Genomic DNA, 22,048 nt, shown 5'->3' with positions numbered 1-22,048 from the left:
TGCACTGTCAGACCTTTCAGACGATGTAGTCAGCCAGTGCCGGTTCTTGTTTACAGAGGCGACGCCAGTCGACGACAGGCATACGCACCTGTATGCCGACGCTACCGTCATCCTCCAACCACTCTTTTTCTATCGCCTGAAGCTGATAAAACCGGCTTCGCAGACGCCCCTCTTTCGGCGGCAGACGCAGCGTATGCTGCGCAATTTGCCCGGAAAGACGCTCAGTTAAAGCCTGGAAAAGCAGTGGTACACCCACTCCGGTCTGGGCAGAGAGCCAGACCCGAATCGGTTTATTCTCGTCATCACGATCAATGCGCGGTTCGAAATTCTCCAGCGCATCGATTTTGTTCATTACCAACAGCGTCGGGATCTCGTGCGCGTCGATCTCTTCGAGAACCGTATTCACGGCATCAATGTTTTCCTGCACCCGCACATCGGCGGCATCGATAACGTGCAGCAGCAACGTCGCCTGCCGGGTTTCCTGCAGCGTCGCTTTAAACGCCGCCACCAGATCGTGCGGCAGGTGGCGAATAAACCCTACGGTATCCGCCAGCACCGTTTCACCCACATCGGCGACATCAATACGGCGCAGCGTCGGGTCCAGGGTGGCAAACAACTGGTCTGCCGCGTAAACCTGGGCCTCAGTGATTTGGTTAAACAGCGTCGATTTTCCGGCGTTGGTGTAACCCACCAGCGAGACGGTCGGAATATCCGCTTTGGTTCGCGAACGGCGCCCCTGCTCGCGCTGTTTTTCCACTTTTTCAAGCCGCGAGAGGATTTGCATAATGCGATTGCGCAGCAAACGACGGTCGGTTTCAAGCTGGGTCTCACCCGGACCGCGCAAACCAATCCCGCCTTTTTGCCTTTCAAGGTGGGTCCAGCCGCGCACCAGGCGCGTTGCCAGATGGCGCAGCTGCGCCAGTTCAACCTGCAGCTTACCTTCGTGGGTTCGCGCACGCTGAGCAAAAATATCTAAAATCAGGCCGGTGCGATCGATCACACGGCATTCGCAAAGGCGTTCCAGGTTACGTTCCTGGGCCGGGGTCAATGCATGGTCAAACAAGACGACGGAAGCGCCCGTCGCTTTTACGGCGTCCGCAATTTCGACAGCTTTACCTTCACCAACAAAATACTTAGGGTGCGGTGCTTTACGGCTACCGGTAATCACCTGCATTGCTTCGACACCGGCGGAAGAGACCAGAGATTCAAACTCCTGGAGGTCTTCCATATCTTTGTCTTGCGAAAAATAGATGTGTACCAGTACCGCCTGCTCACCGGCATCATAACGGTCAAACAAGCGTCAACCCTCAAAAAAGATCAGCGGGGAACGCAGAAAACCTGGCTCCCCGACATAGAAAAACAGCCATAAACCTTATTCGGTTTCGTCGCTGTCTTGTGGCGCATTAGAACCTTGCGCGTTGCTGCCATGGTGGTAATTACTACCGGTACCGGTACCGCCACCTGCGTTGTTGCTGTGATGAGAAACAGGGCGGGACGGAACAACGGTAGAAATTGCGTGCTTATAGACCATCTGGCTGACCGTGTTTTTCAACAGGATCACGAACTGATCGAAAGACTCAATTTGACCTTGCAGCTTGATACCATTCACCAAATAAATAGAAACCGGAACACGCTCCCGACGCAGTGCGTTCAGGAACGGATCTTGTAAAGATTGCCCCTTAGCCATTCTCTCTTTTCCTTATATGCTTGTTTTGTACTTAGAACCCTGCGGTTCTGAAAATTGCGCACGATACGGTTCAATTGTACACATTCAGCCTGCACTCGCACCAACTACCTGTAACACTTCGTTGAGCGCCTGTTGCGGTTGTTCGCTGTCTAACCAGTGAACACCGTCCCAACCGCGCAACCAGGTCACCTGGCGCTTCGCGAGCTGTCTCGTGGCGCAAACACCTCGATAAACCATTTCATCATATGAAATCTCGCCTTCAAGATAAGACCACATCTGGCGGTATCCCACACAACGAACGGAAGGCATATCCGTATGCAAATCTCCACGGGCAAAAAGCGCCCGCACTTCTGCTTCAAAACCTGAAGCTAACATCTGATGAAAACGCTGCTCGATGCGTTGATGGAGCAGTTCACGGCTCGCCGGGGCGATGGCGAACTGATGCACCTGATACGGCAGAGCGTCTCCTGACGTTCGCGTCAGTTCCGTTAAAGTTTTACCCGAAATGAAAAAAACTTCCAGTGCTCGGGAAAGTCTTTGCGGATCATTCGGATGAATACGCCCGGCAGCTACCGGATCTATCGCCTGAAGCTGCTCGTGCAGGGCATTCCATCCGCGCTCTGCGGCATCCTGCTCAATTCTGGCTCTGATCTCCGGGTCCGCCGACGGTAACGGCGACAACCCTTCCAGCAACGCCTTGAAATACAACATGGTTCCACCCACCAACAACGGGATCCGACCCGCCGCGGTGATCTCCGCCATCTCAGCTAACGCATCGCGGCGAAAATCTGCCGCGGAATACGCCTGCGCCGGATCGAGGATGTCCAGCAACCGGTGCGGCGCCGCACGACGCTCTTCTGCGTCTGGCTTTGCCGTTCCGATATCCATCCCCTGATAAATAAGGGCAGAATCGACGCTTATCAACTCTACTGGCAAAACTTTACGCAATTCTATCGCTAATGCGGTTTTACCGGAGGCCGTTGGCCCCATCAAAAAAATTGCCTTTGGCAGGCTGGTTTCTGCTACTTCACTCATCTTTCAGGGCGTTCATCGCCGAATGCAAATCAACGGATTGTAACAGGCCACCCGGCGGCGCCTTGACCAGTTGCGGGCATAAACGCTCCACATCGGCCAGCACGGCGATTGCCTGCGCCATATTCCAGTGGTCATGTTCACTCGCCAGATTGCGGGACATCCACTGGGCAATATCGCTCGCGACCACCGTTTTTTGCTGCGCTAAGTAGCCTATCAGTTCAGGAATCAAGTTTTGTAAATTTTGTTGTCTTAAGGGTAAAGGCACTGCTCTTACGGTGACATACTGCGCATCGGGTTGAATGTCGATCCCCAGTTCGGTGAGCGCCGCCTGATGGTTTTTCAGCGCCTGCTGCTCTTCCCCGGAGACTTTCAGCCGCAGCGGGATCAGCAACGGCTGTGCGCACATCGGCTCTTTGCCCGGCATCAGCTGTGCCTGGCGCAGCCAGCGCTCCGCCACCGGCAACGCCAGCAGGCTCAACCGGCCATCCCGCTCCAGCAGCGCGCAATCCCCCGCCACAATCGTCAGCACCCGACCAAAGCTCTGGCTGTGACCGTCGAGACTGGCCTGCACCGGCTGTGGAGCAGGCGCTTTGTGTGTGGCGACGGGCGTCTCCAGCAGTTGACGATAGAGCGCCCCCTGCTGTTTCTGATACCCCGGCTGCGCGTGCGGATACGCTGCCCCACCCTGCCCGCGACTCGCACCGCCAGACGACGGTGCGCTATAAGTTGGTGCCGCAGGCTCACGGGCGGCAATCGGCTCGGCAAACTGGTTACGCCCGGCGGCGACCCGGTTTTCCGGGATTGGCCGGGGCGCAGGCGCGTTCTCTTCCGCCAGCGGTAGCGGCGCGTCCAGTTGCTGTTGCAGCACGCTCAGCACGCCCTGGTAGATAAAATCATGCACCAGACGCGACTGATGGAAACGCACCTCATGCTTAGCCGGATGGACATTGACATCCACCTGATGCGGGTCGATTTCCAGATAAAGCACAAACGCAGGCTGTTGATCCGCGCCCAGTTTATCTTCGCACGCCTGACGAATCGCATGATTAATCAGGCGGTCGCGCATCATACGGCCATTCACATAACAGTACTGAATTTCCGCCAGCGCTGACGTGGTGTGTTTCGGGTCGGCCACCCAGCCGCGCAGCGACAGATCGCCGTGCTGCCATTCAATCGCCAGCGCCTGCTCAAGAAACGTGGTGCCACAAATGGCGCCCAGACGGCGTTCCTGCTGACCGCCCTGCGGCACCGCACGATACTGGCGCACCATTTTACCGTTATGATTGAGGTTAATGGTGACGTCAAAACGCGCCAGCGCAATGCGACGAACCACCTCATCAATATGGCCAAATTCGGTTTTTTCGGTGCGCATAAACTTGCGGCGCGCCGGGGTGTTGTAAAACAGATCGAGCACTTCCAGCGTCGTGCCGACCGGATGCGCGGCGGGTTTTACCGTCACGTCCATGTCGCGCCCTTCCGCATAGGCCTGCCAGGCTTCCTGCTGTTCAGCGGTGCGGGAGGTTAACGTCAGACGGGAAACCGAGCTGATACTGGCCAGTGCTTCACCACGAAAACCGAGGCTGATAATGGCTTCCAGATCGTCAAGGGTGGCGATTTTACTGGTGGCATGTCGCGCCAGCGCCAGTGCAAGCTCGTCTTTTTTAATACCGCCGCCGTTATCGCGAATGCGGATAAGCTTCGCGCCGCCGCGTTCGATATCGATATCGATCCGCGTGGCGCCAGCATCGAGACTGTTTTCTACCAGCTCTTTCACTACCGATGCAGGTCGCTCTACCACTTCGCCTGCGGCAATCTGATTCGCGAGCTGCGGCGGCAGAATCTGAATCGGCATGATCTCTCCTTAATTCACCAGCGCCCCACCCGGCGATGCGGCGCTNGGCGGTTTGCGCACTCTCGCCCTGCGGCGCGGACTGTATCGGGTGGGCCTCGAAATATTTACGCAGGCCGCCATAAATTGCTTCGGCAATTTGCTGCTGGAAATCATCGCTCGCGAGCAGGCGTTCTTCGCTGGTATTACTGATAAACCCGGTTTCGACGAGGATCGAGGGGATATCAGGGGAACGCAGCACCCCGAGGCTGGCATGTTCCGGATGACGCTTATGCAGGTTACCCACCCGCTGCATCTGCCCAAGCACATTAACCGCAACATCATACCCGACGCGCTGAGAATGGCCGAATTGTAAATCCAGTACCGCCTGGCTCAGATACGGGTCGGACTGACTGTTTGCCAGCACGTCGCCCGCGCCGCCCAACAGTTCTGACTGCTTCTCATGCTGTTCCAGCCAGCTCGCCATTTCGCTGTTGGCGCGACGGTTAGACAGCACCCACACCGAGGCGCCGGTGGCACCGCGGTTTGGCGCCGCGTCCGCATGAATCGACACCAGGAAATTGGCGTTCTGCTTACGCGCCACGTCAGAGCGGCCCATCACCGAAATAAAGTAGTCGCCGTCACGGGTCATCACGCCTTTAAACATCGGGTCGGCGTTCAACAGCGTACGCAGTTTGCGGGCAATGGCGATAGTGACGTTTTTCTCACGCGTGCCGCCAGGGCCGATCGCGCCAGGATCCTGACCGCCGTGGCCCGCATCAATCGCGATAATGACTTTGTCGCCGGGCGCCACCGCACGAGCAGATGCCGCAGGGCGCGTCACCGTATTGCTGCTGGTCGCCGCCGTAATACGATCGTTATTGGCTTTGAACGGGTTCCGCGCCGGTTCCGACGGACGAGAGACGACCGCAGGCGCATCAACGCGCTTCGCGACCACACGCGGTGGCGGAGGTGGCGGCGGCGCATCGGCATTAATGGTAAAGACGACGGTATAGTTCGCGCCGTTCTGCTGTTTTGCGACGCGCGTTTTACCGTTTTCGGTCAGGTCGACCACCAGCCGCAGGGACTGGTCATCCTTCGGCGTTCCCGAACGGATGCTTCTGACCAGGTTATTACCGCTGAACTGCAACGGTAGCCCCTGGATCACCCCGGTCTGTTTGATATCGAGCGCCACACTGCGCCTGCCGTCCTGGCTGAAGGAATATTCCGGATCGCCCATAAAACTGAAGGTGATTCGGGCTTGTTTGTCGCCATTCGAGACCTGAATGTCGGATAAGCTGGCCGCGGTTGCTTGCAGGGTCAACAGCATCAGTGCAGCCATCAACGCACTTTTAACGCGATACATCATCCCGCCATCCCTTTTAAATTAACTGGCTAAACGCGCCAGTAATGACTCACCCAGCGAGGAGACGGCGGTCACGCGCGCCTCCCGCCCTTGTGCCTGGTAGTCTATGTGAATTTCGACGTCCGGGTCAGGCAGCACACCCGCGCCCTGTTGCGGCCACTCCACCAGGCAGATGGCATCATTGGCAAAATAGTCGCGGATCCCCATAAATTCGAGCTCCTCTGGATCCGCAAGTCGATATAGATCAAAGTGGTACACGTTCAACTGCTCAAGCGCATACGGCTCGACCAGCGTGTACGTTGGGCTTTTTACGTTACCCTTATGCCCCAGCGCCTGCAAAAAGCCGCGACTGAACGTTGTTTTACCCGCGCCTAAATCACCGTACAGATAAATCACTGTTGCGCCAGTGCAGGCCTGCGCGATACGGTGACCCAGTGCTAAAGTGGCCTGCTCGTCGGGTAAAGAAATCACTCGATTAATCATGGTTTACGTCAATCACATCCGGGTTAACAACACGCCTCAGCGTGGAAAAAAGATCGGTCGCCAGCATGCCGCGCGTGCCAGAACCAGCCAGCTTGTCAGCGGCGGCGCCGTGCGCCACACAGCCTGCGCAGGCGGCATCATAAAGCGTCAGTGCCTGTCCCAGCAATGCGCCGATAATGCCTGACAGCACATCGCCCATCCCGCCGCTGGCCATTCCGGCATTTCCGGCATCAATGATTCCAAGGTGGCCATCATCGTCAGCGACCACGGTGCCTGCGCCTTTCAGCACCACCACGCCCCCGTATCGTTTTACCAGACGCTGCGCGGCATTTACGCGATCGCTTTCAATGTCTGCCACGCGACAGCCAAGCAAACGGGCGGCCTCGCCGGGGTGCGGGGTTAATAACCGATTGTGACGTTTATCGGGATTGATTGCCAGAAGGTTCAGCGCATCGGCGTCCCAGAGCATCGGTTTGCGAACGTTTTCGACCTTCCGCAACGCCTGTTGCCCCCAGGATTGCTGCCCAAGCCCCGGGCCAATAACCACAACATCGGCCCATTCCAGGCTCTCTTCCAGCGTTGGCGGCGTCAGCTCATGTACCATCAATTCCGGGCGGGCGGTGATAATTGGCGCGATATTTTCGGCCCGCGTCAGCACGCGCACCAGCCCGGCTCCCGCGCGCAGGGCGGCTTCTCCGGTCATGCGAATCGCCCCGGCAGTGCCGTGATCGCCACCGATGATCACCAGCCGCCCATGGTCGCCCTTGTGTGACGTCGGGCGACGCGGCGGTAACCAGTGCGCCAGCTGTGAAGCATCAAAACGGGAAATGACGATCGGCTGAGCGGCAAGCCAGCTGTCCAGCCCCAGTGAATGGTGGTGTAATTTTCCCACCACGTCGCGCGCTTTACCGGTGAGCAACCCCGGTTTCAGGGCGATAAAGGTCAGGGTATGCGCGGCGTGAATGACCGCGCCCGGCGTCGCGCCAGTCTGTGCGATAAGCCCGGAAGGAATGTCGAGCGCCATGACCGGCGCAGGGTATTTATTTGCCTGCTCAATAAGATCTGCCACCTCGTCACGCGGCGCGCTATTGAGACCGGTGCCGAGCAGACCATCGATAATCAGATCGACGTCCTCCGGCCAGGAGATCGTCGGGGCGTGGATCACGCCACCGGCGTTCAGCCAGGCGTCACACGCGTCGTGGGCTTCCTCGGGGAGTGGTTTGTCGCTCTCCAACGCCAGCAGCGTCACGCGAATGCCCTGCGCGGCCGCCAGTCGCGCGACCACATAACCGTCGCCGCCGTTATTGCCGTGACCACAAAGCACCAGCCAGTGCCGCGCATCAGGCCAGGTGTCGCGAGCGAGGGAAAACGCCGCCTCACCCGCGCGGAACATGAGTTCGTGCAGCGTCAGCCCCAGACTGTCTGCTGCCGCTTTTTCGGCACGACGCAGGTCATCCGCAGGCCAAATGGAATGTGGTATACTTGCGAGGTTCCTCGTCAATGTATGGTCCGTCATGTCACAGCCCCTCGATCTCAATCAGTTAGCGCAAAAAATCAAACAATGGGGCACTGAACTCGGCTTTCAGCAGGTCGGTATTACCGATACCGATCTCAGCGCCAGCGAGCCAAAACTGCAGGCGTGGCTGGATAAACAATACCACGGCGAGATGGCGTGGATGGCGCGTCACGGCATGATGCGCGCCCGCCCCCATGAACTCTTACCCGGTACGTTACGCGTGATTAGCGTGCGTATGAACTACCTGCCTGCGAATGCAGCCTTTGCCCGTACCCTGAAAAATCCCGCACTCGGTTACGTCAGCCGTTATGCTCTTGGGCGTGATTATCATAAGCTTTTACGCAACCGACTCAAAAAGCTCGGCGAAATGATTCAGGAACAATATACTTCGCTCAATTTTAGACCGTTTGTGGATTCTGCGCCTGTTCTGGAACGCCCGCTGGCGGAAAAAGCCGGGCTTGGCTGGACAGGTAAGCATTCACTTATTCTCAGCCGGGACGCGGGTTCCTTCTTTTTTCTCGGCGAATTGCTGGTGGATATCCCCTTACCCGTTGATAAACCTGTCGAAGAAGGCTGCGGTCGCTGTGTCGCCTGCATGACCATCTGCCCGACCGGCGCTATCGTCGAACCCTACACCGTTGACGCTCGCCGCTGCATTTCTTATCTGACCATTGAACTCGAAGGCGCTATCCCGGAAGAGTTTCGCCCGCTGATTGGCAACCGCATCTACGGCTGCGACGACTGTCAGCTCATCTGCCCGTGGAATCGGTATTCACAGGTCACCGATGAAGACGACTTCAACCCGCGCAAAGCCCTGCATGCGCCGGAACTGGTGGAACTGTTCGGCTGGAGCGAGGAGCGGTTCCTGAAAGTAACGGAAGGATCGGCCATTCGCCGGATTGGACATCTGCGCTGGCTGCGCAATATTGCAGTCGCGCTGGGAAATGCGCCCTGGGGTGACGCGAACATGCGCGCGCTGGAAAGCCGCCGGGGTGAACATCCCCTTCTTGATGAGCATATTGAGTGGGCGATCGCTAAGCAGATCGAGAAACGAAATGCCTGCGTTATCGAGGTGCAGCCGCCGAAAAAACTGCGGTTGGTTCGTGTCATAGAAAAAGGTTTGCCGCGTGACGCCTGATTCATTCACAGCATGTGAATAAAATTAAAAAGGCATTGCGATTCAATGCACAGAAAATCGTCAAGTGATCCCAGTAACACTTTGCAATCAAATTTTCTCTTTATATATCAATAAACTAATAAGATATAATTCACCCTGCTAACGATTGGTTGTAACGGGCCGAATTCAAATTTCTGTGGATAACTCTGTTCACAAGAGTGTTTCAGGCACGACATAAAACGTCCCCAGCCGCGAAACGCGTTGTGGATAATCGTGAAGAAAAGAAATTTTGGAGCGGGAAACGAGACTCGAACTCGCGACCCCGACCTTGGCAAGGTCGTGCTCTACCAACTGAGCTATTCCCGCATAATCTTCGTCTTTCACGCTGCCATTCATTGCAACGCGAAATCCTGTGATTAGGATGGTCCGTATCTTTCGATACTTTCNCGCGACCCCGACCTTGGCAAGGTCGTGCTCTACCAACTGAGCTATTCCCGCATAATCTTCGTCTTTCATGCTGCCATTCATTGCAACCTGAAATCCTGTGATTAGGATGGTCCGTATCTTTCGATACTTTCAAATTTGGAGCGGGAAACGAGACTCGAACTCGCGACCCCGACCTTGGCAAGGTCGTGCTCTACCAACTGAGCTATTCCCGCAAAATCTGAAGCTGCCGTAACGCAACAAAACTATGTCGTTACGGGAGGCGCATTATACGAGAAAACCGTGGAGCTGCAACCCCCTCAACCGCAATTTTTTACCTTTTCCGTTTGAGTGATGATTTTATCAGCAAGATGCACAATTTAGCGCCAAATGCCCGGAGGCGCAAGCCTACCGGGCCGCTGTTCACCTGTCTTACAACTGAATAAAATGCTCGCGATAGTACGCCAGCTCAGCCACCGATTCGCGGATGTCGTCCATCGCTTTATGGGTGCCCTGCTTCTTAAAACCGTCGAGAATTTCTGGTTTCCAGCGGCGCGCCAGCTCTTTCAGCGTGCTGACGTCGAGATAGCGATAGTGGAAATAAGCTTCCAGTTCCGGCATGTATTTAAACAGAAAACGACGATCCTGACCGATGCTGTTGCCGCAAATAGGGGATTTACCGGCAGGCACCCACTGCTTGAGAAACTCGATTGTCGCCAGCTCCGCCGCGCGATCGTCCTGGGTACTCGCTTTGACCCGATCCACCAGCCCGCTGCCGGTGTGAGTCCGCACGTTCCACTCGTCCATCAGCGCCAGCTGATCGTCAGACTGATGAACCGCAATCGTCGGCCCCTCCGCCAGAATGTTCAGATTCGCATCGGTCACCAGCGTCGCGATTTCAATGATACGATCGCGCTCTGGATCAAGCCCGGTCATTTCAAGATCGATCCAAATCAGGTTGTTTTCATCTGCACTCATGCTATTTTCCACCATAATTTCACCATCCGGACCCACCAGCATCATGAAAGATGACGGGTCGATATTGATCTAAGATAGCGTGTATCATAGAGGTTTTGCCCGTACAGGGCGACCAGGAGCCAGAACGATTGAGTAAAAATAAACTCTCCAAAGGTCAGCAGCGCCGCGTGAAAGCGAATCATCAGCGCCGTCTCAAAACGACTTCGGAGAAGATCGATTTCGATGACAACCTGTTTGGCGAACCGTCGGAAGGCGTCGTCATTAGTCGCTTTGGCATGCATGCTGACGTGGAGTCCGCCGATGGCGACATTCACCGCTGTAATATTCGCCGCACGATCCGCTCGCTGGTGACCGGGGATCGCGTGGTCTGGCGACCAGGCAAAACCGCGGCGGAAGGGGTAAACGTCAAAGGCATCGTCGAAGCGGTGCACGAGCGCACGTCAGTACTGACCCGCCCGGATTTCTACGATGGCGTAAAACCGATCGCCGCAAATATCGATCAGGTGATCATCGTCTCCGCCATTTTGCCGGAGCTGTCGCTGAATATTATCGATCGTTATCTCGTGGCCTGCGAAACCCTCAACGTCGAACCGCTGATCGTACTGAATAAGATCGACCTGCTGGACGATGACGGGATGGATTTCGTCAATGCGCAAATGGATATCTATCGCCACATCGGCTATCGCGTGTTGATGGTCTCGAGCCGCACCCAGAACGGGTTAACACCGCTGGAAGAGGCGCTGACGGACCGCATCAGCATCTTTGCCGGGCAGTCCGGCGTCGGCAAATCCAGCCTGCTGAACGCGCTACTGGGGCTGCATGACGATCAGATCCTGACCAACGACGTCTCCGACAACTCCGGTCTGGGGCAGCACACCACTACCGCCGCCCGGCTGTATCACTTCCCGCACGGCGGTGATGTGATTGATTCACCTGGCGTTCGCGAATTCGGTCTGTGGCATCTCGAACCGGAACAAATCACCAACGGCTTTGTCGAATTCCATGATTATCTGGGCAGTTGCAAATACCGCGACTGCAAGCATGACACCGATCCCGGCTGCGCCATCCGCGAAGCGGTAGAAAACGGTAAAATCGCGCAGAGCCGCTTCGATAATTATCACCGAATCCTTGAAAGTATGTCGCAGGTAAAAACGCGTAAAAACTTTTCGGAAACCGATAACTGAGAATTATGCTTGCGATGACTGACATTTACGTTCGCCATCGTTAAAATCGGCCACTTTTCTGTAAGATCCGCTGAAAACGTGGCGGGTTGGGAATGACAAAATCATGGCCTGGAGGCTACCTTGTTAAACGATCTTAAACTTTCTCTGCAATACATTCTGCCGAAACTGTGGCTCACTCGCCTGGCAGGCTGGGGTGCGAGCAAACGAGCAGGCTGGTTGACCAAACTGGTCATCGATATGTTCGTAAAGTACTACAAGGTCGACATGAAAGAGGCGCAAAAGCCGGATACCGCCAGCTATCGCACCTTTAATGATTTCTTCGTTCGCCCGCTGCGCGATGAAGTGCGCCCACTGAATACCGATCCGAACGTGCTGGTGATGCCTGCCGACGGCGTGATCAGTCAGCTTGGCAACATCGAAGACAACAAAATTCTGCAGGCGAAAGGCCACGACTACACGCTGGAAGCGCTGCTCGCGGGCAACTATCAGATGGCAGACTTGTTCCGCAACGGGACCTTTGCCACCACCTACCTGTCGCCGCGCGACTATCATCGCGTCCACATGCCGTGCAACGGTATTTTGCGTGAAATGATCTATGTGCCGGGCGATCTGTTCTCCGTGAATCACCTGACGGCGCAGAACGTGCCGAATCTGTTTGCCCGCAACGAGCGCGTGATCTGCCTGTTCGATACGGAATTCGGCCCGATGGCGCAGATTCTCGTTGGCGCGACCATTGTTGGCAGCATTGAAACCGTCTGGGCAGGCACCATTACGCCGCCGCGCGAAGGCATTATCAAGCGCTGGACGTGGCCAGCAGGCGAAAGCGAAGGGTCTGTTGCTCTGCTGAAAGGCCAGGAAATGGGCCGCTTTAAACTGGGCTCTACCGTCATCAATCTGTTTGCGCCAGGTAAAGTCGCGCTGGTTGAGCAACTACAAAGCCTGTCGGTCACCAAACTGGGTCAGCCGCTGGCGTACTCCACCGAAACGATGGTTACGCCGGACGCCGAGCCTGCGCCGCTGTCTGCGGAAGAAATTAAAGCCGAACACGACGCCAGCCCGCTGGTTGATGAAAAGAATGACGAAGGTTAAGTCCTGACAAAAGGTTATCCCGTGCGCCTGATTATCACTTTCCTGATGGCCTGGAGCCTCAGCCTGGGGGCGTACGCAGCGACGGCCCCTGATGCAAAACACATCGCCCAGGAACTGGAGCAGGCGAAAGCGGCAAAACCCGCTCAGCCGGAGGTCGTCGAGGCGCTCCAGGCTGCGCTGAACGCGCTTGAGGAGCGAAAAGGCTCCCTTGAGCGCGCGAAGCAATATCAGCAAGTTATCGACAACTTCCCCAAACTTTCCCAGACGCTGCGCACCCAGCTCAGCAATCAGAGCACCGAACCACGCCAGGTGCCGGTCGGGCTGACCAGCGATGCACTGAACCAGGAAATCCTGCAGGTCAGCAGCCAGTTGCTGGAAAAAAGCCGCCTGGCGCAGCAGGAGCAGGATCGCGCCCGCGAAATCGCCGATTCCCTGAGCCAACTGCCGCAACAGCAAACCGACGCCCGTCGTCAGTTGAACGAGGTGGAGAGGCGCGTCAACGCCCCTGGCGGCAACTCCTCGCTGGCGCAGGCGCAGAATCTCAACCAACAGGCTGAATCCGCCCGCCTGAAAGCGCTGGTCGATGAACTGGAGCTGGCGCAGCTGTCCGCCAACAACCGCCAGGAGCTGTCGCGGATGCGCTCCGAACTGGCGCAAAAACAGAGCGAACAGCTTGATGCGTACCTGCAGGCGTTGCGTAACCAGCTCAACAGCCAGCGTCAACGCGAAGCGGAGCGCGCGCTCGAAAGCACCGAACTGCTGGCGGAAAACAGCGCCAACCTGCCAGAAGGTATCGTTAAACAGTTCAAAACGAACCGCGAGCTGTCGCAGGCGTTAAATCAACAGGCGCAGCGGATGGATCTGGTGGCCTCACAGCAGCGTCAGGCGACCAATCAGACGCTACAGGTTCGTCAGGCGCTGAATACGCTGCGCGAACAGTCGCAATGGCTGGGCTCCTCGAACCTGCTGGGTGAAGCGCTGCGCGCGCAGGTGGCCCGTCTGCCGGAGATGCCCAAACCGCAGCAGCTGGATACCGAAATGGCGCAACTGCGCGTGCAGCGTTTGCGCTATGAAGAGCAGCTCAACAAGCAGCCGCAGCTCCAGCAAATCCGTCAGGCCGATGGTCAGGAACTCACCAGTGAACAGACCCGCATTCTGGACGCGCAGCTGCGCACCCAACGCGAACTGCTGAATTCCCTGCTACAGGGCGGCGATACGCTGATCCTCGAACTGACCAAGCTGAAAGTCTCCAACGGTCAACTGGAGGATGCGCTGAAAGAGGTCAACGAAGCCACGCACCGTTATCTTTTCTGGACCTCGGACGTCAGCCCCATCACCTTTAGCTGGCCGATTGAAATCGTGCAGGATCTGCGTCGGCTGATCTCACTCAACACCTTCAGCCAGTTAGGCAAAGCGTCAGTGATGATGCTCACCAGCAAAGAGACGTTGTTCCCGCTGTTTGGCGCGCTAATCCTGGTCGGGTTCAGCATCAGCTCGCGCAAGCATTTCACCCGTTTTCTGGAGCGTTCCAGCGCCCGCGTCGGCAAAGTGACGCAGGACCATTTCTGGCTAACGTTGCGCACCGTGTTCTGGTCGATTCTGGTGGCCTCGCCGCTACCCGTGCTGTGGATGACGCTGGGCTACGGGTTGCAGGAAGCCTGGCCTTATCCGCTGGCGGTGGCGATTGGTGATGGGGTGACCGCCACCGTGCCGCTGCTGTGGGTGGTCATGATTTGCGCCACCTTTGCCCGCCCCAACGGTTTGTTCATTACGCACTTTGGCTGGCCGCGCGATCGCGTGTTGCGGGCGATGCGCTACTACCTGATGAGCATCGGGCTGATTGTACCGCTCATCATGGCGCTGATCATGTTCGATAACCTGAACGATCGTGAGTTTTCCGCTTCGCTCGGCAGGCTCTGTTTTATTCTGATTTGCGGCGCGCTGGCGGTGGTGACGCTGAGCCTCAAACGGGCAGGTATTCCTCTCTATCTCGATAAAGAGGGTGAAGGCGACAACATGGTTAACCGCCTGCTCTGGAACCTGCTGATGGGCGCGCCGCTGGCGGCAATTCTGGCGGCAGGCGTCGGTTATCTGGCAACGTCTCAGGCGTTACTGGCGCGTCTGGAAACGTCTGTCGCCATCTGGTTCCTGTTGCTGGTGATTTACCACGTCATCCGCCGCTGGATGCTGATCCAGCGACGCCGTCTGGCGTTCGACCGTGCGAAGCATCGCCGTGCTGAGATGCTGGCGCAGCGCGCGCGTGGCGAGGACGAGCACCACGCCTCCAGCCTGGAAGGCTCCGCCGAAGTGGAAGTCAGCGAAATCGATCTCGACGCTATCAGCGTGCAGTCATTGCGACTGGTGCGTTCGATTCTGATGCTGATTGCGCTGGTGTCGGTCATCGTGCTGTGGTCTGAAATCCATTCCGCCTTTGGTTTCCTGGAAAACATTTCGCTGTGGGATGTGACATCGACGGTGCAGGGCGTGGAAAGCCTTGAGCCGATAACCCTCGGCGCGGTGTTGATTGCGATTCTGGTGCTGATTATCACCACGCAGCTGGTGCGGAACCTTCCTGCCCTGCTGGAGCTGGCGATCCTCCAGCATCTGGATCTGACGCCGGGAACGGGCTACGCCATCACCACCATTACCAAATACCTGTTGCTGCTGGTGGGCGGGCTGGTCGGCTTCTCGATGATTGGTATTGAGTGGTCAAAACTGCAGTGGCTGGTGGCCGCGCTCGGTGTCGGTCTTGGCTTTGGTTTACAGGAGATTTTCGCCAACTTTATCTCCGGCCTGATCATTCTGTTTGAAAAACCGATCCGTATTGGCGATACCGTGACGATCCGCGATTTGACCGGCAGCATCACGAAGATCAACACCCGCGCGACGACAATCAGCGACTGGGATCGCAAAGAGATCATCGTGCCGAACAAGGCGTTCATCACCGAACAGTTTATCAACTGGTCGCTGTCCGATTCGGTGACCCGTGTTGTGCTGACGGTGCCCGCGCCGTCGGATGCCAACAGCGAAGAGGTGACGCAAATTCTCTATACCGCCGCCGAGCGCTGCTCGCTGGTGATCGACAACCCGGCCCCGGAAGTGTTCCTCGTGGATTTACAACAGGGGATCCAGATTTTCGAGCTGCGTATTTACGCCGCCGAAATGGGCCATCGCATGCCGCTGCGTCATGAGATCCACCAGCTGATTCTGGCTGGCTTCCGCGAGCACGGTATCGAGCTGCCATTCCCGCCATTCCAGATGCGCGTCGAAACGATGGGCGGTAAACCGTCAGGGAAAACGCTGTCGTCGGCAGGCAGACGCCCAAGAACGCCGGGGAGTTTGTAACAAAAGAGGCCGGTCACTAAAAATTGACCGGCCTCTTTTTTCAGAAGCACCACTGATAGCGGAAATAAAAACGCCACAACCAGAACCCAGCCACCGCGAATGTTGCAATGTAGAGCAAGGCAAAACGCTTCTTTTTGATAAATAGCGCATAAAGCACCGGGAAAAATAACGGTAGCGTTACGAGGATCCCTACATCGCGGGTATCATCGTCTTCAACAGCGCTTATCAGATCGCAGAAGTTATTGATATTATTAGTGCCAATCCACCACTCTTTATCATGAACCGTCAGCAAAAGAATCCACAACACGGAAAACAAGGTCCATATAAAAACCAGAGTAAAGCGCTTCCAGCTCATAGAACCTCCGTATATTTTTTCGTCTGGATTACGCCCGATCGACCGTAAAGGCGATGACATCGCCGATCGTTTCTGCGCCCAGCGCCAGCATCACCAGACGATCCACGCCCAGCGCCACGCCGGAGCTGTCCGGCATCCCGGCGCTCAACGCATCCAGCAGATTCTGGTCGATCGGCTGCTGCGGTAAGCCGCGTGCGGCGCGCTTGCGATTATCCTGCTCGAACCGCTGCTGCTGTTCGCGGGCATCGGTCAGTTCGTGGAAACCGTTCGCCAGCTCCAGCCCCTTGTAATAAACCTCAAAGCGCTCGGCCACGCGATGGTCTTCGGTGCTGATCTGCGCCAGTGACGCCTGGCTTGCCGGGAAGTGATAGATCACCGTCGGGCGATCCTGACCGATGTGCGGTTCCACGCCGGTGACAAACAACAACTGGAGCAACGTGTCGCGATCTTCTTCGGTGTCGGCAATGTTGCTGACATCAAGTTTGGCCGCCGCTTCGCGCAACTGGGTTTTATCCGCCGACAGCGGGTCAATTTCCAGATGGCGCTGAAACGCCTGCTGGTAGGAGAGACTTTCCGCCGGCGCGCATTCGAGTACCTGTTGCAGCAGATCGTCGATTTCATTGATCAGGCGATACATGTCGAAGTGCGGGCGATACCACTCCAGCATGGTGAATTCCGGGTTGTGGTGACGGCCCATCTCTTCGTTACGGAAACTCCGGCACAACTGGAATATCGGCCCGCAGCCAGCGGCCAGCAGACGCTTCATGTGATATTCCGGGCTGGTCATCAGATACAGGTTCATCCCCTGAGAATGTCCGGGGCCGACGAAACGGGTCTCAAACGGGAACAGGTTGATGTCTGTGACCGTCGCCTGGCTCATACAGGGCGTTTCCACCTCCAGCACGCCGCGATCGGCGAAGAAGCGGCGAATCTCCGCCATAATTGCCGCGCGTTTTAACAGGTTAGGGATGGATGCGCTCGGCTGCCAGGTTGCCGTTTCGCTCATGAGTTTCTCTCCGATTGGTGATAAGGGCACGAAGTCTACTCGCAACCGCTCAGGGAGACAAATTTTGTCCAGCAAAGCGCAGCAAATCCATTAGTGCAGATGATTGCCGTACGAAATACATCAAAACGTGTGATAAATCCCCGCACGGATCCGCAAAAAAATCGAACACATCAAATTTCCCCTTTCCCCATGCGGTTATACTGCCATCCCATAAAAGGAGTCGTGGATACGCTTTCGCAATGGCGGCTTGTGACAGGTGAACTACCCTTGGTCAGGCGCATTGCGAAAAAACAATAAACTGGAGGAATGTCGTGCAAACCTTTCAAGCCGATCTTGCCGTTATAGGCGCTGGCGGATCAGGATTACGGACTGCTATCGCAGCAGCTCAGGCGAATCCTAACGCTAAAATCGCTCTGATTTCAAAAGTCTATCCGATGCGCAGTCATACGGTGGCCGCTGAAGGCGGTTCTGCAGCGGTTGCGCAGGATCACGATAGCTTTGAGTATCATTTTCACGATACGGTTGCCGGTGGCGACTGGCTTTGTGAACAGGATGTCGTCGATTACTTTGTCCATCACTGCCCGACCGAGATGACCCAGCTTGAGCAATGGGGTTGTCCGTGGAGTCGCCGTCCTGACGGTTCCGTCAACGTGCGCCGCTTTGGTGGTATGAAAATTGAACGTACGTGGTTCGCCGCCGATAAAACCGGCTTCCACATGCTTCACACGCTGTTCCAGACCTCCCTCCAGTTCCCGCAGATCCAACGTTTCGATGAGCACTTCGTCCTCGATATTCTGGTGGATGACGGTCAGGCACGTGGTCTGGTCGCGATGAATATGATGGAAGGCGAACTGGTGCAGATTCGCGCGAACGCCGTCGTGCTTGCTACTGGCGGTGCGGGTCGCGTTTACCGTTTCAATACCAACGGCGGCATCGTGACCGGCGATGGGATGGGCATGGCGCTGAGCCATGGCGTTCCGCTTCGCGACATGGAATTCGTGCAGTATCACCCGACCGGGCTGCCGGGCTCAGGGATCCTGATGACGGAAGGCTGCCGTGGTGAAGGCGGTATTCTGGTCAACAAGAACGGCTACCGCTATCTGCAGGATTACGGCATGGGTCCGGAAACCCCGCTGGGCGAGCCGAAGAACAAATACATGGAACTCGGCCCGCGCGACAAAGTATCTCAGGCGTTCTGGCATGAGTGGCGTAAAGGCAACACCATTTCGACGCCGCGCGGCGACGTGGTCCATCTCGACCTGCGCCACCTCGGTGAGAAGAAGCTGCTTGAACGTCTGCCGTTCATCTGTGAACTGGCAAAAGCGTACGTCGGCGTGGATCCGGTGAAAGAGCCGATTCCGGTGCGTCCGACCGCGCATTACACCATGGGCGGTATCGAAACCGATCAGAAATGCGAAAGCCGTATCAAAGGGCTGTTTGCCGTCGGCGAATGTTCGTCTGTCGGTCTGCACGGTGCCAACCGTCTGGGCTCCAACTCGCTGGCCGAGCTGGTGGTGTTCGGCCGTCTGGCCGGTGAACAGGCGATGGAGCGTTCATCGACCGCTACGCCTGCCAACAGCGCGGCACTTGATGCGCAGGCCGCTGATGTAGAAAACCGCCTGAAAGCGCTGGTTAACCAGGAAGGCAACGAAAACTGGTCGAAGATCCGCGACGAAATGGGTATCTCCATGGAAGAAGGCTGCGGGATCTACCGTACGCCGGAACTGATGCAGAAAACCATCGACAAGCTGGCGGAGCTGCAGGAGCGCTTCAAGCGCGTTCGCATCACCGATACGTCCAGCGTCTTTAACACTGACCTGCTGTACACCATCGAGCTGGGCCATGGTCTGAACGTTGCTGAGTGTATGGCGCACTCCGCCATCGCGCGTAAAGAATCGCGCGGCGCGCATCAGCGTCTCGACGAAGGCTGCACCGAGCGTGACGACGTCAACTTCCTCAAGCATACCCTCGCTTTCCGCGACGCTGACGGGACCACCCGCCTGGAGTACAGCGACGTGAAGATCACCACCCTGCCACCGGCGAAACGCGTATACGGTGCAGAAGCGGAAGAAGCCGAGAAGAAGGAGACGGCGAATGGCTGAGATGAAAAACCTGAAAGTTGAGGTGGTGCGTTATAACCCTGAAGTGGATGACGCTCCGCACAGTGCTTTCTATGAAGTGCCTTACGATGAGCAGACCTCGCTGCTGGACGCGCTGGGCTACATCAAAGATAACCTGGCACCGGATCTGAGCTACCGCTGGTCCTGTCGTATGGCGATTTGTGGTTCCTGCGGCATGATGGTCAACAAAGTGCCGAAGCTGGCCTGTAAAACGTTCCTGCGTGACTACACGAAAGGACTGAAGGTCGAAGCGCTGGCGAACTTCCCGATTGAACGCGATCTGGTGGTCGACATGACCCACTTTATCGAAAGTCTGGAAGCGATTAAGCCGTATATCATCGGCAACCCGCGTACGCCGGATCAGGGTCCAAACACCCAGACCCCGGCGCAGATGGCGAAGTATCACCAGTTCTCCGGCTGCATCAACTGCGGTCTGTGCTATGCAGCCTGCCCGCAGTTTGGCCTGAATCCTGAATTCATCGGCCCGGCGGCGATTACCCTGGCGCATCGCTACAACGAAGACAGCCGCGACCACGGTAAAAAAGAGCGTATGGCGCAGTTGAATAGCCAGAACGGCGTCTGGACCTGTACTTTCGTGGGCTTCTGCTCCGAAGTTTGTCCGAAGCATGTCGATCCGGCTGCTGCCATTCAGCAGGGTAAAGTGGAAAGCTCGAAAGACTTTCTTATCGCCACCCTGAAACCACGCTAAGGAGTGCATTATGACGACTAAACGCAAAGCCTATGTACGGCCGATGCCGTCCACCTGGTGGAAAAATCTGCCGTTTTATCGCTTCTATATGCTGCGTGAAGGGACGGCGGTACCGGCAGTCTGGTTCAGTATTGTCCTGATTTACGGCCTGTTCGCATTGAAAAATGGCCCTGAATCCTGGGCAGGTTTCGTGGGCTTTCTGCAAAACCCGGTGGTGGTGATCCTCAACCTCATCGCCCTGGCTGGCGCATTGCTGCACACCAAAACCTGGTTTGAACTGGCGCCAAAAGCGGCGAATATCATCGTAAAAAACGAAAAAATGGGGCCAGAGCCAATCATTAAAGGGCTTTGGGTGGTAACGGCGGTGGTCACCGTTGTCGTGCTATTTGTCGCCCTGTACTGGTAAGGAGGCTAACGTGATCAATCCAAATCCAAAACGCTCTGACGAGCCCGTATTCTGGGGTCTGTTCGGCGCAGGCGGCATGTGGAGCGCAATTGTCGCGCCGGTAATGGTGCTGCTGGTGGGGATCCTGCTTCCGCTGGGACTCTATCCGGGCGAGGCACTGGGCTATGAGCGCGTGCTGGCGTTTGCCCAGAGCTTCATCGGCCGCGTGTTCCTCTTCGTGATGATCGTGCTGCCGCTGTGGTGTGGCTTACATCGTATCCATCACGCGATGCACGACCTGAAAATCCATGTGCCGAGCGGTAAATGGGTCTTCTACGGTCTGGCGGCCATCCTGACGGTTGTAACGCTGGTCGGCGTTATCTTCCTGTAATCTCCCTGCCCTCTTACGCCTCCGTAAGAGGGCAAATTTCTTCTGCTCCCGCCCCTTTTTCCTCGCTGCGTTCTACACTTAGCTAAAAACCTAGCAAGGAAGAAATCATGCGTGTGCTCCCCGCCATCGTGTCCGTTGCCGTTGCGTTTTTGCTGGTTGCCTGTAGTACCCCAACACCGCCGCCCGGCGTCACCGTCGTTACGCCGTTCAATGCTCAGCGTTATCTGGGCACCTGGTATGAAATCGCCCGTTTCGACCACCGTTTTGAAAGCGGTTTACAAAGGGTCACGGCCACCTACAGCCTGCGCGATGACGGCGGGCTGAACGTGATCAACAAAGGCTATAACCCCGACCGCGGCATGTGGCAAAAAACGGATGGCGTGGCGTACTTCACCGGATCGCCGGACAGAGCCGCACTGAAGGTATCATTCTTCGGACCTTTCTATGGCGGCTATAACATCATTGCACTGGATAAAACCTACCAGCATGCGCTGGTGTGCGGGCCGGATCGCGGCTATTTGTGGATCCTCGCCCGAACGCCCACCCTTTCAGCAGAGATGAAACAGCAGATGCTGGACGCCGCGACCCGGCAGGGCTTTGACGTGAGCAAGCTTATCTGGGTAAGACAGACGCCTTAGTGCGTGCTGAGCTTCAGCCCGATAATCCCGGCGACAATCAACACCAGGCTGGCGATTCTCGCCGCGCTCGCCGATTCGCCAAGCAGGATAATGCCGGTGATCGCCGCGCCGACGGCACCGATGCCCGTCCAGACCGCATAGGCCGTGCCGACCGGCAACGTTTTCATCGCCCAGGAGAGCAGCGCGACGCTGGCAATCATCGCCACGGCGGTAATGACGCTTGGCATTAAGCGGCTAAAACCGTGGGTGTATTTCAGGCCGATGGCCCAGACGACTTCGAGAAGACCTGCAACAACAAGAATTAACCAGGACATTATGGCTCCAGTGTGGGGCCGTCCCCGTTGTGAGATACGCTTACGGGTCGTCCCGTAAGGTGGTTGAAGTGCATTATTT

19 protein-coding genes, 2 tRNA genes and 1 pseudogene are annotated in these 22,048 nt (G+C 56.7%); 9 read left to right on the top strand and 13 right to left on the bottom strand.

Annotated features, from left to right (window positions below; translation table 11 throughout):
* Positions 1–16: 16 nt before the first annotated feature.
* The 7 genes and pseudogenes from hflX to nnr form a co-directional block, all read right to left on the bottom strand.
* Positions 17–1,297 (bottom strand): ribosome rescue GTPase HflX, encoded by a 1,281-nt coding sequence (hflX, locus tag GM30_RS10585; RefSeq protein WP_049848591.1) that lies wholly within the window; start codon positions 1,295–1,297, stop codon positions 17–19.
* Positions 1,298–1,372: 75 nt separating this feature from the next.
* Positions 1,373–1,687, bottom strand: coding sequence for an RNA chaperone Hfq (gene hfq, locus GM30_RS10580; RefSeq protein ID WP_049848590.1), 315 nt, complete (start codon positions 1,685–1,687; stop codon positions 1,373–1,375).
* Positions 1,688–1,771: 84 nt separating this feature from the next.
* Positions 1,772–2,722, bottom strand: a complete 951-nt coding sequence (miaA, locus tag GM30_RS10575; protein WP_049848589.1) for a tRNA (adenosine(37)-N6)-dimethylallyltransferase MiaA — start codon at positions 2,720–2,722, stop codon at positions 1,772–1,774.
* Positions 2,715–4,574, bottom strand: a complete 1,860-nt coding sequence (gene mutL / locus GM30_RS10570) for a DNA mismatch repair endonuclease MutL (protein ID WP_049848588.1) — start codon at positions 4,572–4,574, stop codon at positions 2,715–2,717. The genes miaA and mutL overlap by 8 nt, the downstream gene beginning before the upstream one ends.
* Positions 4,575–4,602: 28 nt before the next feature.
* Positions 4,603–5,919 (bottom strand): annotated as a pseudogene (amiB, locus tag GM30_RS10565) (N-acetylmuramoyl-L-alanine amidase AmiB); the annotation flags it as partial.
* Positions 5,920–5,937: 18 nt separating this feature from the next.
* A complete protein-coding gene (gene tsaE / locus GM30_RS10560; protein WP_049848587.1) occupies positions 5,938–6,399 on the bottom strand; it encodes a tRNA (adenosine(37)-N6)-threonylcarbamoyltransferase complex ATPase subunit type 1 TsaE in 462 nt (153 codons plus the stop codon).
* Positions 6,392–7,915, bottom strand: coding sequence for a bifunctional ADP-dependent NAD(P)H-hydrate dehydratase/NAD(P)H-hydrate epimerase (nnr, locus tag GM30_RS10555; RefSeq protein ID WP_049848586.1), 1,524 nt, complete (start codon positions 7,913–7,915; stop codon positions 6,392–6,394). Before nnr ends, tsaE begins: the two co-directional genes overlap by 8 nt.
* Here nnr and queG point away from each other — a divergent pair.
* Positions 7,914–9,053: a tRNA epoxyqueuosine(34) reductase QueG gene (queG, locus tag GM30_RS10550; protein WP_049848585.1), complete on the top strand. Its 1,140-nt coding sequence runs from the start codon at positions 7,914–7,916 to the stop codon at positions 9,051–9,053. The two genes, nnr and queG, sit on opposite strands and share 2 nt — an antisense overlap.
* Positions 9,054–9,322: 269 nt before the next feature.
* On the opposite strand, the gene GM30_RS10545 is transcribed toward queG, so the two are convergent.
* From GM30_RS10545 to orn, 3 genes are all read right to left on the bottom strand, one after another.
* Positions 9,323–9,398: transfer RNA gene (locus GM30_RS10545), tRNA-Gly, on the bottom strand.
* Positions 9,399–9,615: 217 nt separating this feature from the next.
* Positions 9,616–9,691: transfer RNA gene (locus tag GM30_RS10540), tRNA-Gly, on the bottom strand.
* Between the two features lie 196 nt (positions 9,692–9,887).
* Positions 9,888–10,433, bottom strand: coding sequence for an oligoribonuclease (orn, locus tag GM30_RS10535; RefSeq protein ID WP_038156354.1), 546 nt, complete (start codon positions 10,431–10,433; stop codon positions 9,888–9,890).
* A gap of 128 nt (positions 10,434–10,561) precedes the next feature.
* Between orn and rsgA the strand changes: the two genes are divergently transcribed.
* From rsgA to mscM, 3 genes are all read left to right on the top strand, one after another.
* Complete coding sequence (gene rsgA / locus GM30_RS10530; protein WP_049848584.1) at positions 10,562–11,617, top strand: small ribosomal subunit biogenesis GTPase RsgA; 1,056 nt, start codon at positions 10,562–10,564, stop codon at positions 11,615–11,617.
* Positions 11,618–11,737: 120 nt separating this feature from the next.
* The gene (asd, locus tag GM30_RS10525; RefSeq protein WP_049848583.1) at positions 11,738–12,706 is read left to right on the top strand and encodes an archaetidylserine decarboxylase; all 969 of its coding nucleotides are present in this window, start codon (positions 11,738–11,740) and stop codon (positions 12,704–12,706) included.
* Positions 12,707–12,727: 21 nt separating this feature from the next.
* Positions 12,728–16,051, top strand: coding sequence for a miniconductance mechanosensitive channel MscM (gene mscM, locus GM30_RS10520; RefSeq protein ID WP_049848582.1), 3,324 nt, complete (start codon positions 12,728–12,730; stop codon positions 16,049–16,051).
* A 40-nt stretch (positions 16,052–16,091) separates the two neighbouring features.
* Here the strand turns inward: mscM and GM30_RS10515 are convergent, their stop codons facing one another.
* A complete protein-coding gene (locus GM30_RS10515; RefSeq protein ID WP_049848581.1) occupies positions 16,092–16,406 on the bottom strand; it encodes a YjeO family protein in 315 nt (104 codons plus the stop codon).
* Between the two features lie 28 nt (positions 16,407–16,434).
* Complete coding sequence (gene epmA, locus GM30_RS10510) at positions 16,435–17,412, bottom strand: elongation factor P--(R)-beta-lysine ligase (RefSeq protein ID WP_049848580.1); 978 nt, start codon at positions 17,410–17,412, stop codon at positions 16,435–16,437.
* 311 nt (positions 17,413–17,723) lie between these two features.
* Here epmA and frdA point away from each other — a divergent pair, with 311 nt between their 5' ends.
* The 5 genes from frdA to GM30_RS10485 all read left to right on the top strand — a co-directional run bounded on the left by frdA (position 17,724) and on the right by GM30_RS10485 (position 21,655).
* Entirely contained in the window at positions 17,724–19,514 is a 1,791-nt protein-coding gene (gene frdA / locus GM30_RS10505) for a fumarate reductase (quinol) flavoprotein subunit (protein WP_049848579.1), read from the top strand.
* Positions 19,507–20,241 carry a fumarate reductase iron-sulfur protein gene (gene frdB / locus GM30_RS10500; protein ID WP_049848578.1) on the top strand — a complete coding sequence of 245 codons (735 nt, stop codon included), beginning with the start codon at positions 19,507–19,509 and terminating at the stop codon, positions 20,239–20,241. Before frdA ends, frdB begins: the two co-directional genes overlap by 8 nt.
* A gap of 10 nt (positions 20,242–20,251) precedes the next feature.
* Positions 20,252–20,647 (top strand): fumarate reductase subunit FrdC, encoded by a 396-nt coding sequence (gene frdC, locus GM30_RS10495; protein ID WP_049848577.1) that lies wholly within the window; start codon positions 20,252–20,254, stop codon positions 20,645–20,647.
* A 10-nt stretch (positions 20,648–20,657) separates the two neighbouring features.
* A complete protein-coding gene (frdD, locus tag GM30_RS10490) occupies positions 20,658–21,017 on the top strand; it encodes a fumarate reductase subunit FrdD (protein WP_049848576.1) in 360 nt (119 codons plus the stop codon).
* A 107-nt stretch (positions 21,018–21,124) separates the two neighbouring features.
* Positions 21,125–21,655 (top strand): lipocalin family protein, encoded by a 531-nt coding sequence (locus tag GM30_RS10485; protein WP_049848575.1) that lies wholly within the window; start codon positions 21,125–21,127, stop codon positions 21,653–21,655.
* Here the strand turns inward: GM30_RS10485 and sugE are convergent.
* Positions 21,652–21,969: a quaternary ammonium compound efflux SMR transporter SugE gene (gene sugE / locus GM30_RS10480; protein WP_049848574.1), complete on the bottom strand. Its 318-nt coding sequence runs from the start codon at positions 21,967–21,969 to the stop codon at positions 21,652–21,654. The genes GM30_RS10485 and sugE overlap by 4 nt on opposite strands.
* Positions 21,970–22,048 lie beyond the last annotated feature (79 nt).

The sequence above is a fragment of the Trabulsiella odontotermitis genome (assembly GCF_001188485.1).
In the GTDB taxonomy this organism is placed as follows: domain Bacteria; phylum Pseudomonadota; class Gammaproteobacteria; order Enterobacterales; family Enterobacteriaceae; genus Trabulsiella; species Trabulsiella odontotermitis_A.
The sequence above is the reverse complement of the archived record's forward strand: the minus strand, read 5'-3'. Positions and strand labels throughout refer to the sequence as shown.

Bases quoted from the DNA above. Each gene is read 5' to 3' on its own strand.
- hfq (WP_049848590.1), bottom strand. From the start codon at position 1,687: ATGGCTAAGGGGCAATCTTTACAAGATCCGTTCCTGAACGCACTGCGT.
- miaA (WP_049848589.1), bottom strand. From the start codon at position 2,722: ATGAGTGAAGTAGCAGAAACCAGCCTGCCAAAGGCAATTTTTTTGATG.
- mutL (WP_049848588.1), bottom strand. From the start codon at position 4,574: ATGCCGATTCAGATTCTGCCGCCGCAGCTCGCGAATCAGATTGCCGCA.
- tsaE (WP_049848587.1), bottom strand. From the start codon at position 6,399: ATGATTAATCGAGTGATTTCTTTACCCGACGAGCAGGCCACTTTAGCA.
- queG (WP_049848585.1), top strand. From the start codon at position 7,914: ATGTCACAGCCCCTCGATCTCAATCAGTTAGCGCAAAAAATCAAACAA.
- nnr (WP_049848586.1), bottom strand. From the start codon at position 7,915: ATGACGGACCATACATTGACGAGGAACCTCGCAAGTATACCACATTCC.
- orn (WP_038156354.1), bottom strand. From the start codon at position 10,433: ATGAGTGCAGATGAAAACAACCTGATTTGGATCGATCTTGAAATGACC.
- GM30_RS10515 (WP_049848581.1), bottom strand. From the start codon at position 16,406: ATGAGCTGGAAGCGCTTTACTCTGGTTTTTATATGGACCTTGTTTTCC.
- epmA (WP_049848580.1), bottom strand. From the start codon at position 17,412: ATGAGCGAAACGGCAACCTGGCAGCCGAGCGCATCCATCCCTAACCTG.
- frdB (WP_049848578.1), top strand. From the start codon at position 19,507: ATGGCTGAGATGAAAAACCTGAAAGTTGAGGTGGTGCGTTATAACCCT.
- frdC (WP_049848577.1), top strand. From the start codon at position 20,252: ATGACGACTAAACGCAAAGCCTATGTACGGCCGATGCCGTCCACCTGG.
- GM30_RS10485 (WP_049848575.1), top strand. From the start codon at position 21,125: ATGCGTGTGCTCCCCGCCATCGTGTCCGTTGCCGTTGCGTTTTTGCTG.
- sugE (WP_049848574.1), bottom strand. From the start codon at position 21,969: ATGTCCTGGTTAATTCTTGTTGTTGCAGGTCTTCTCGAAGTCGTCTGG.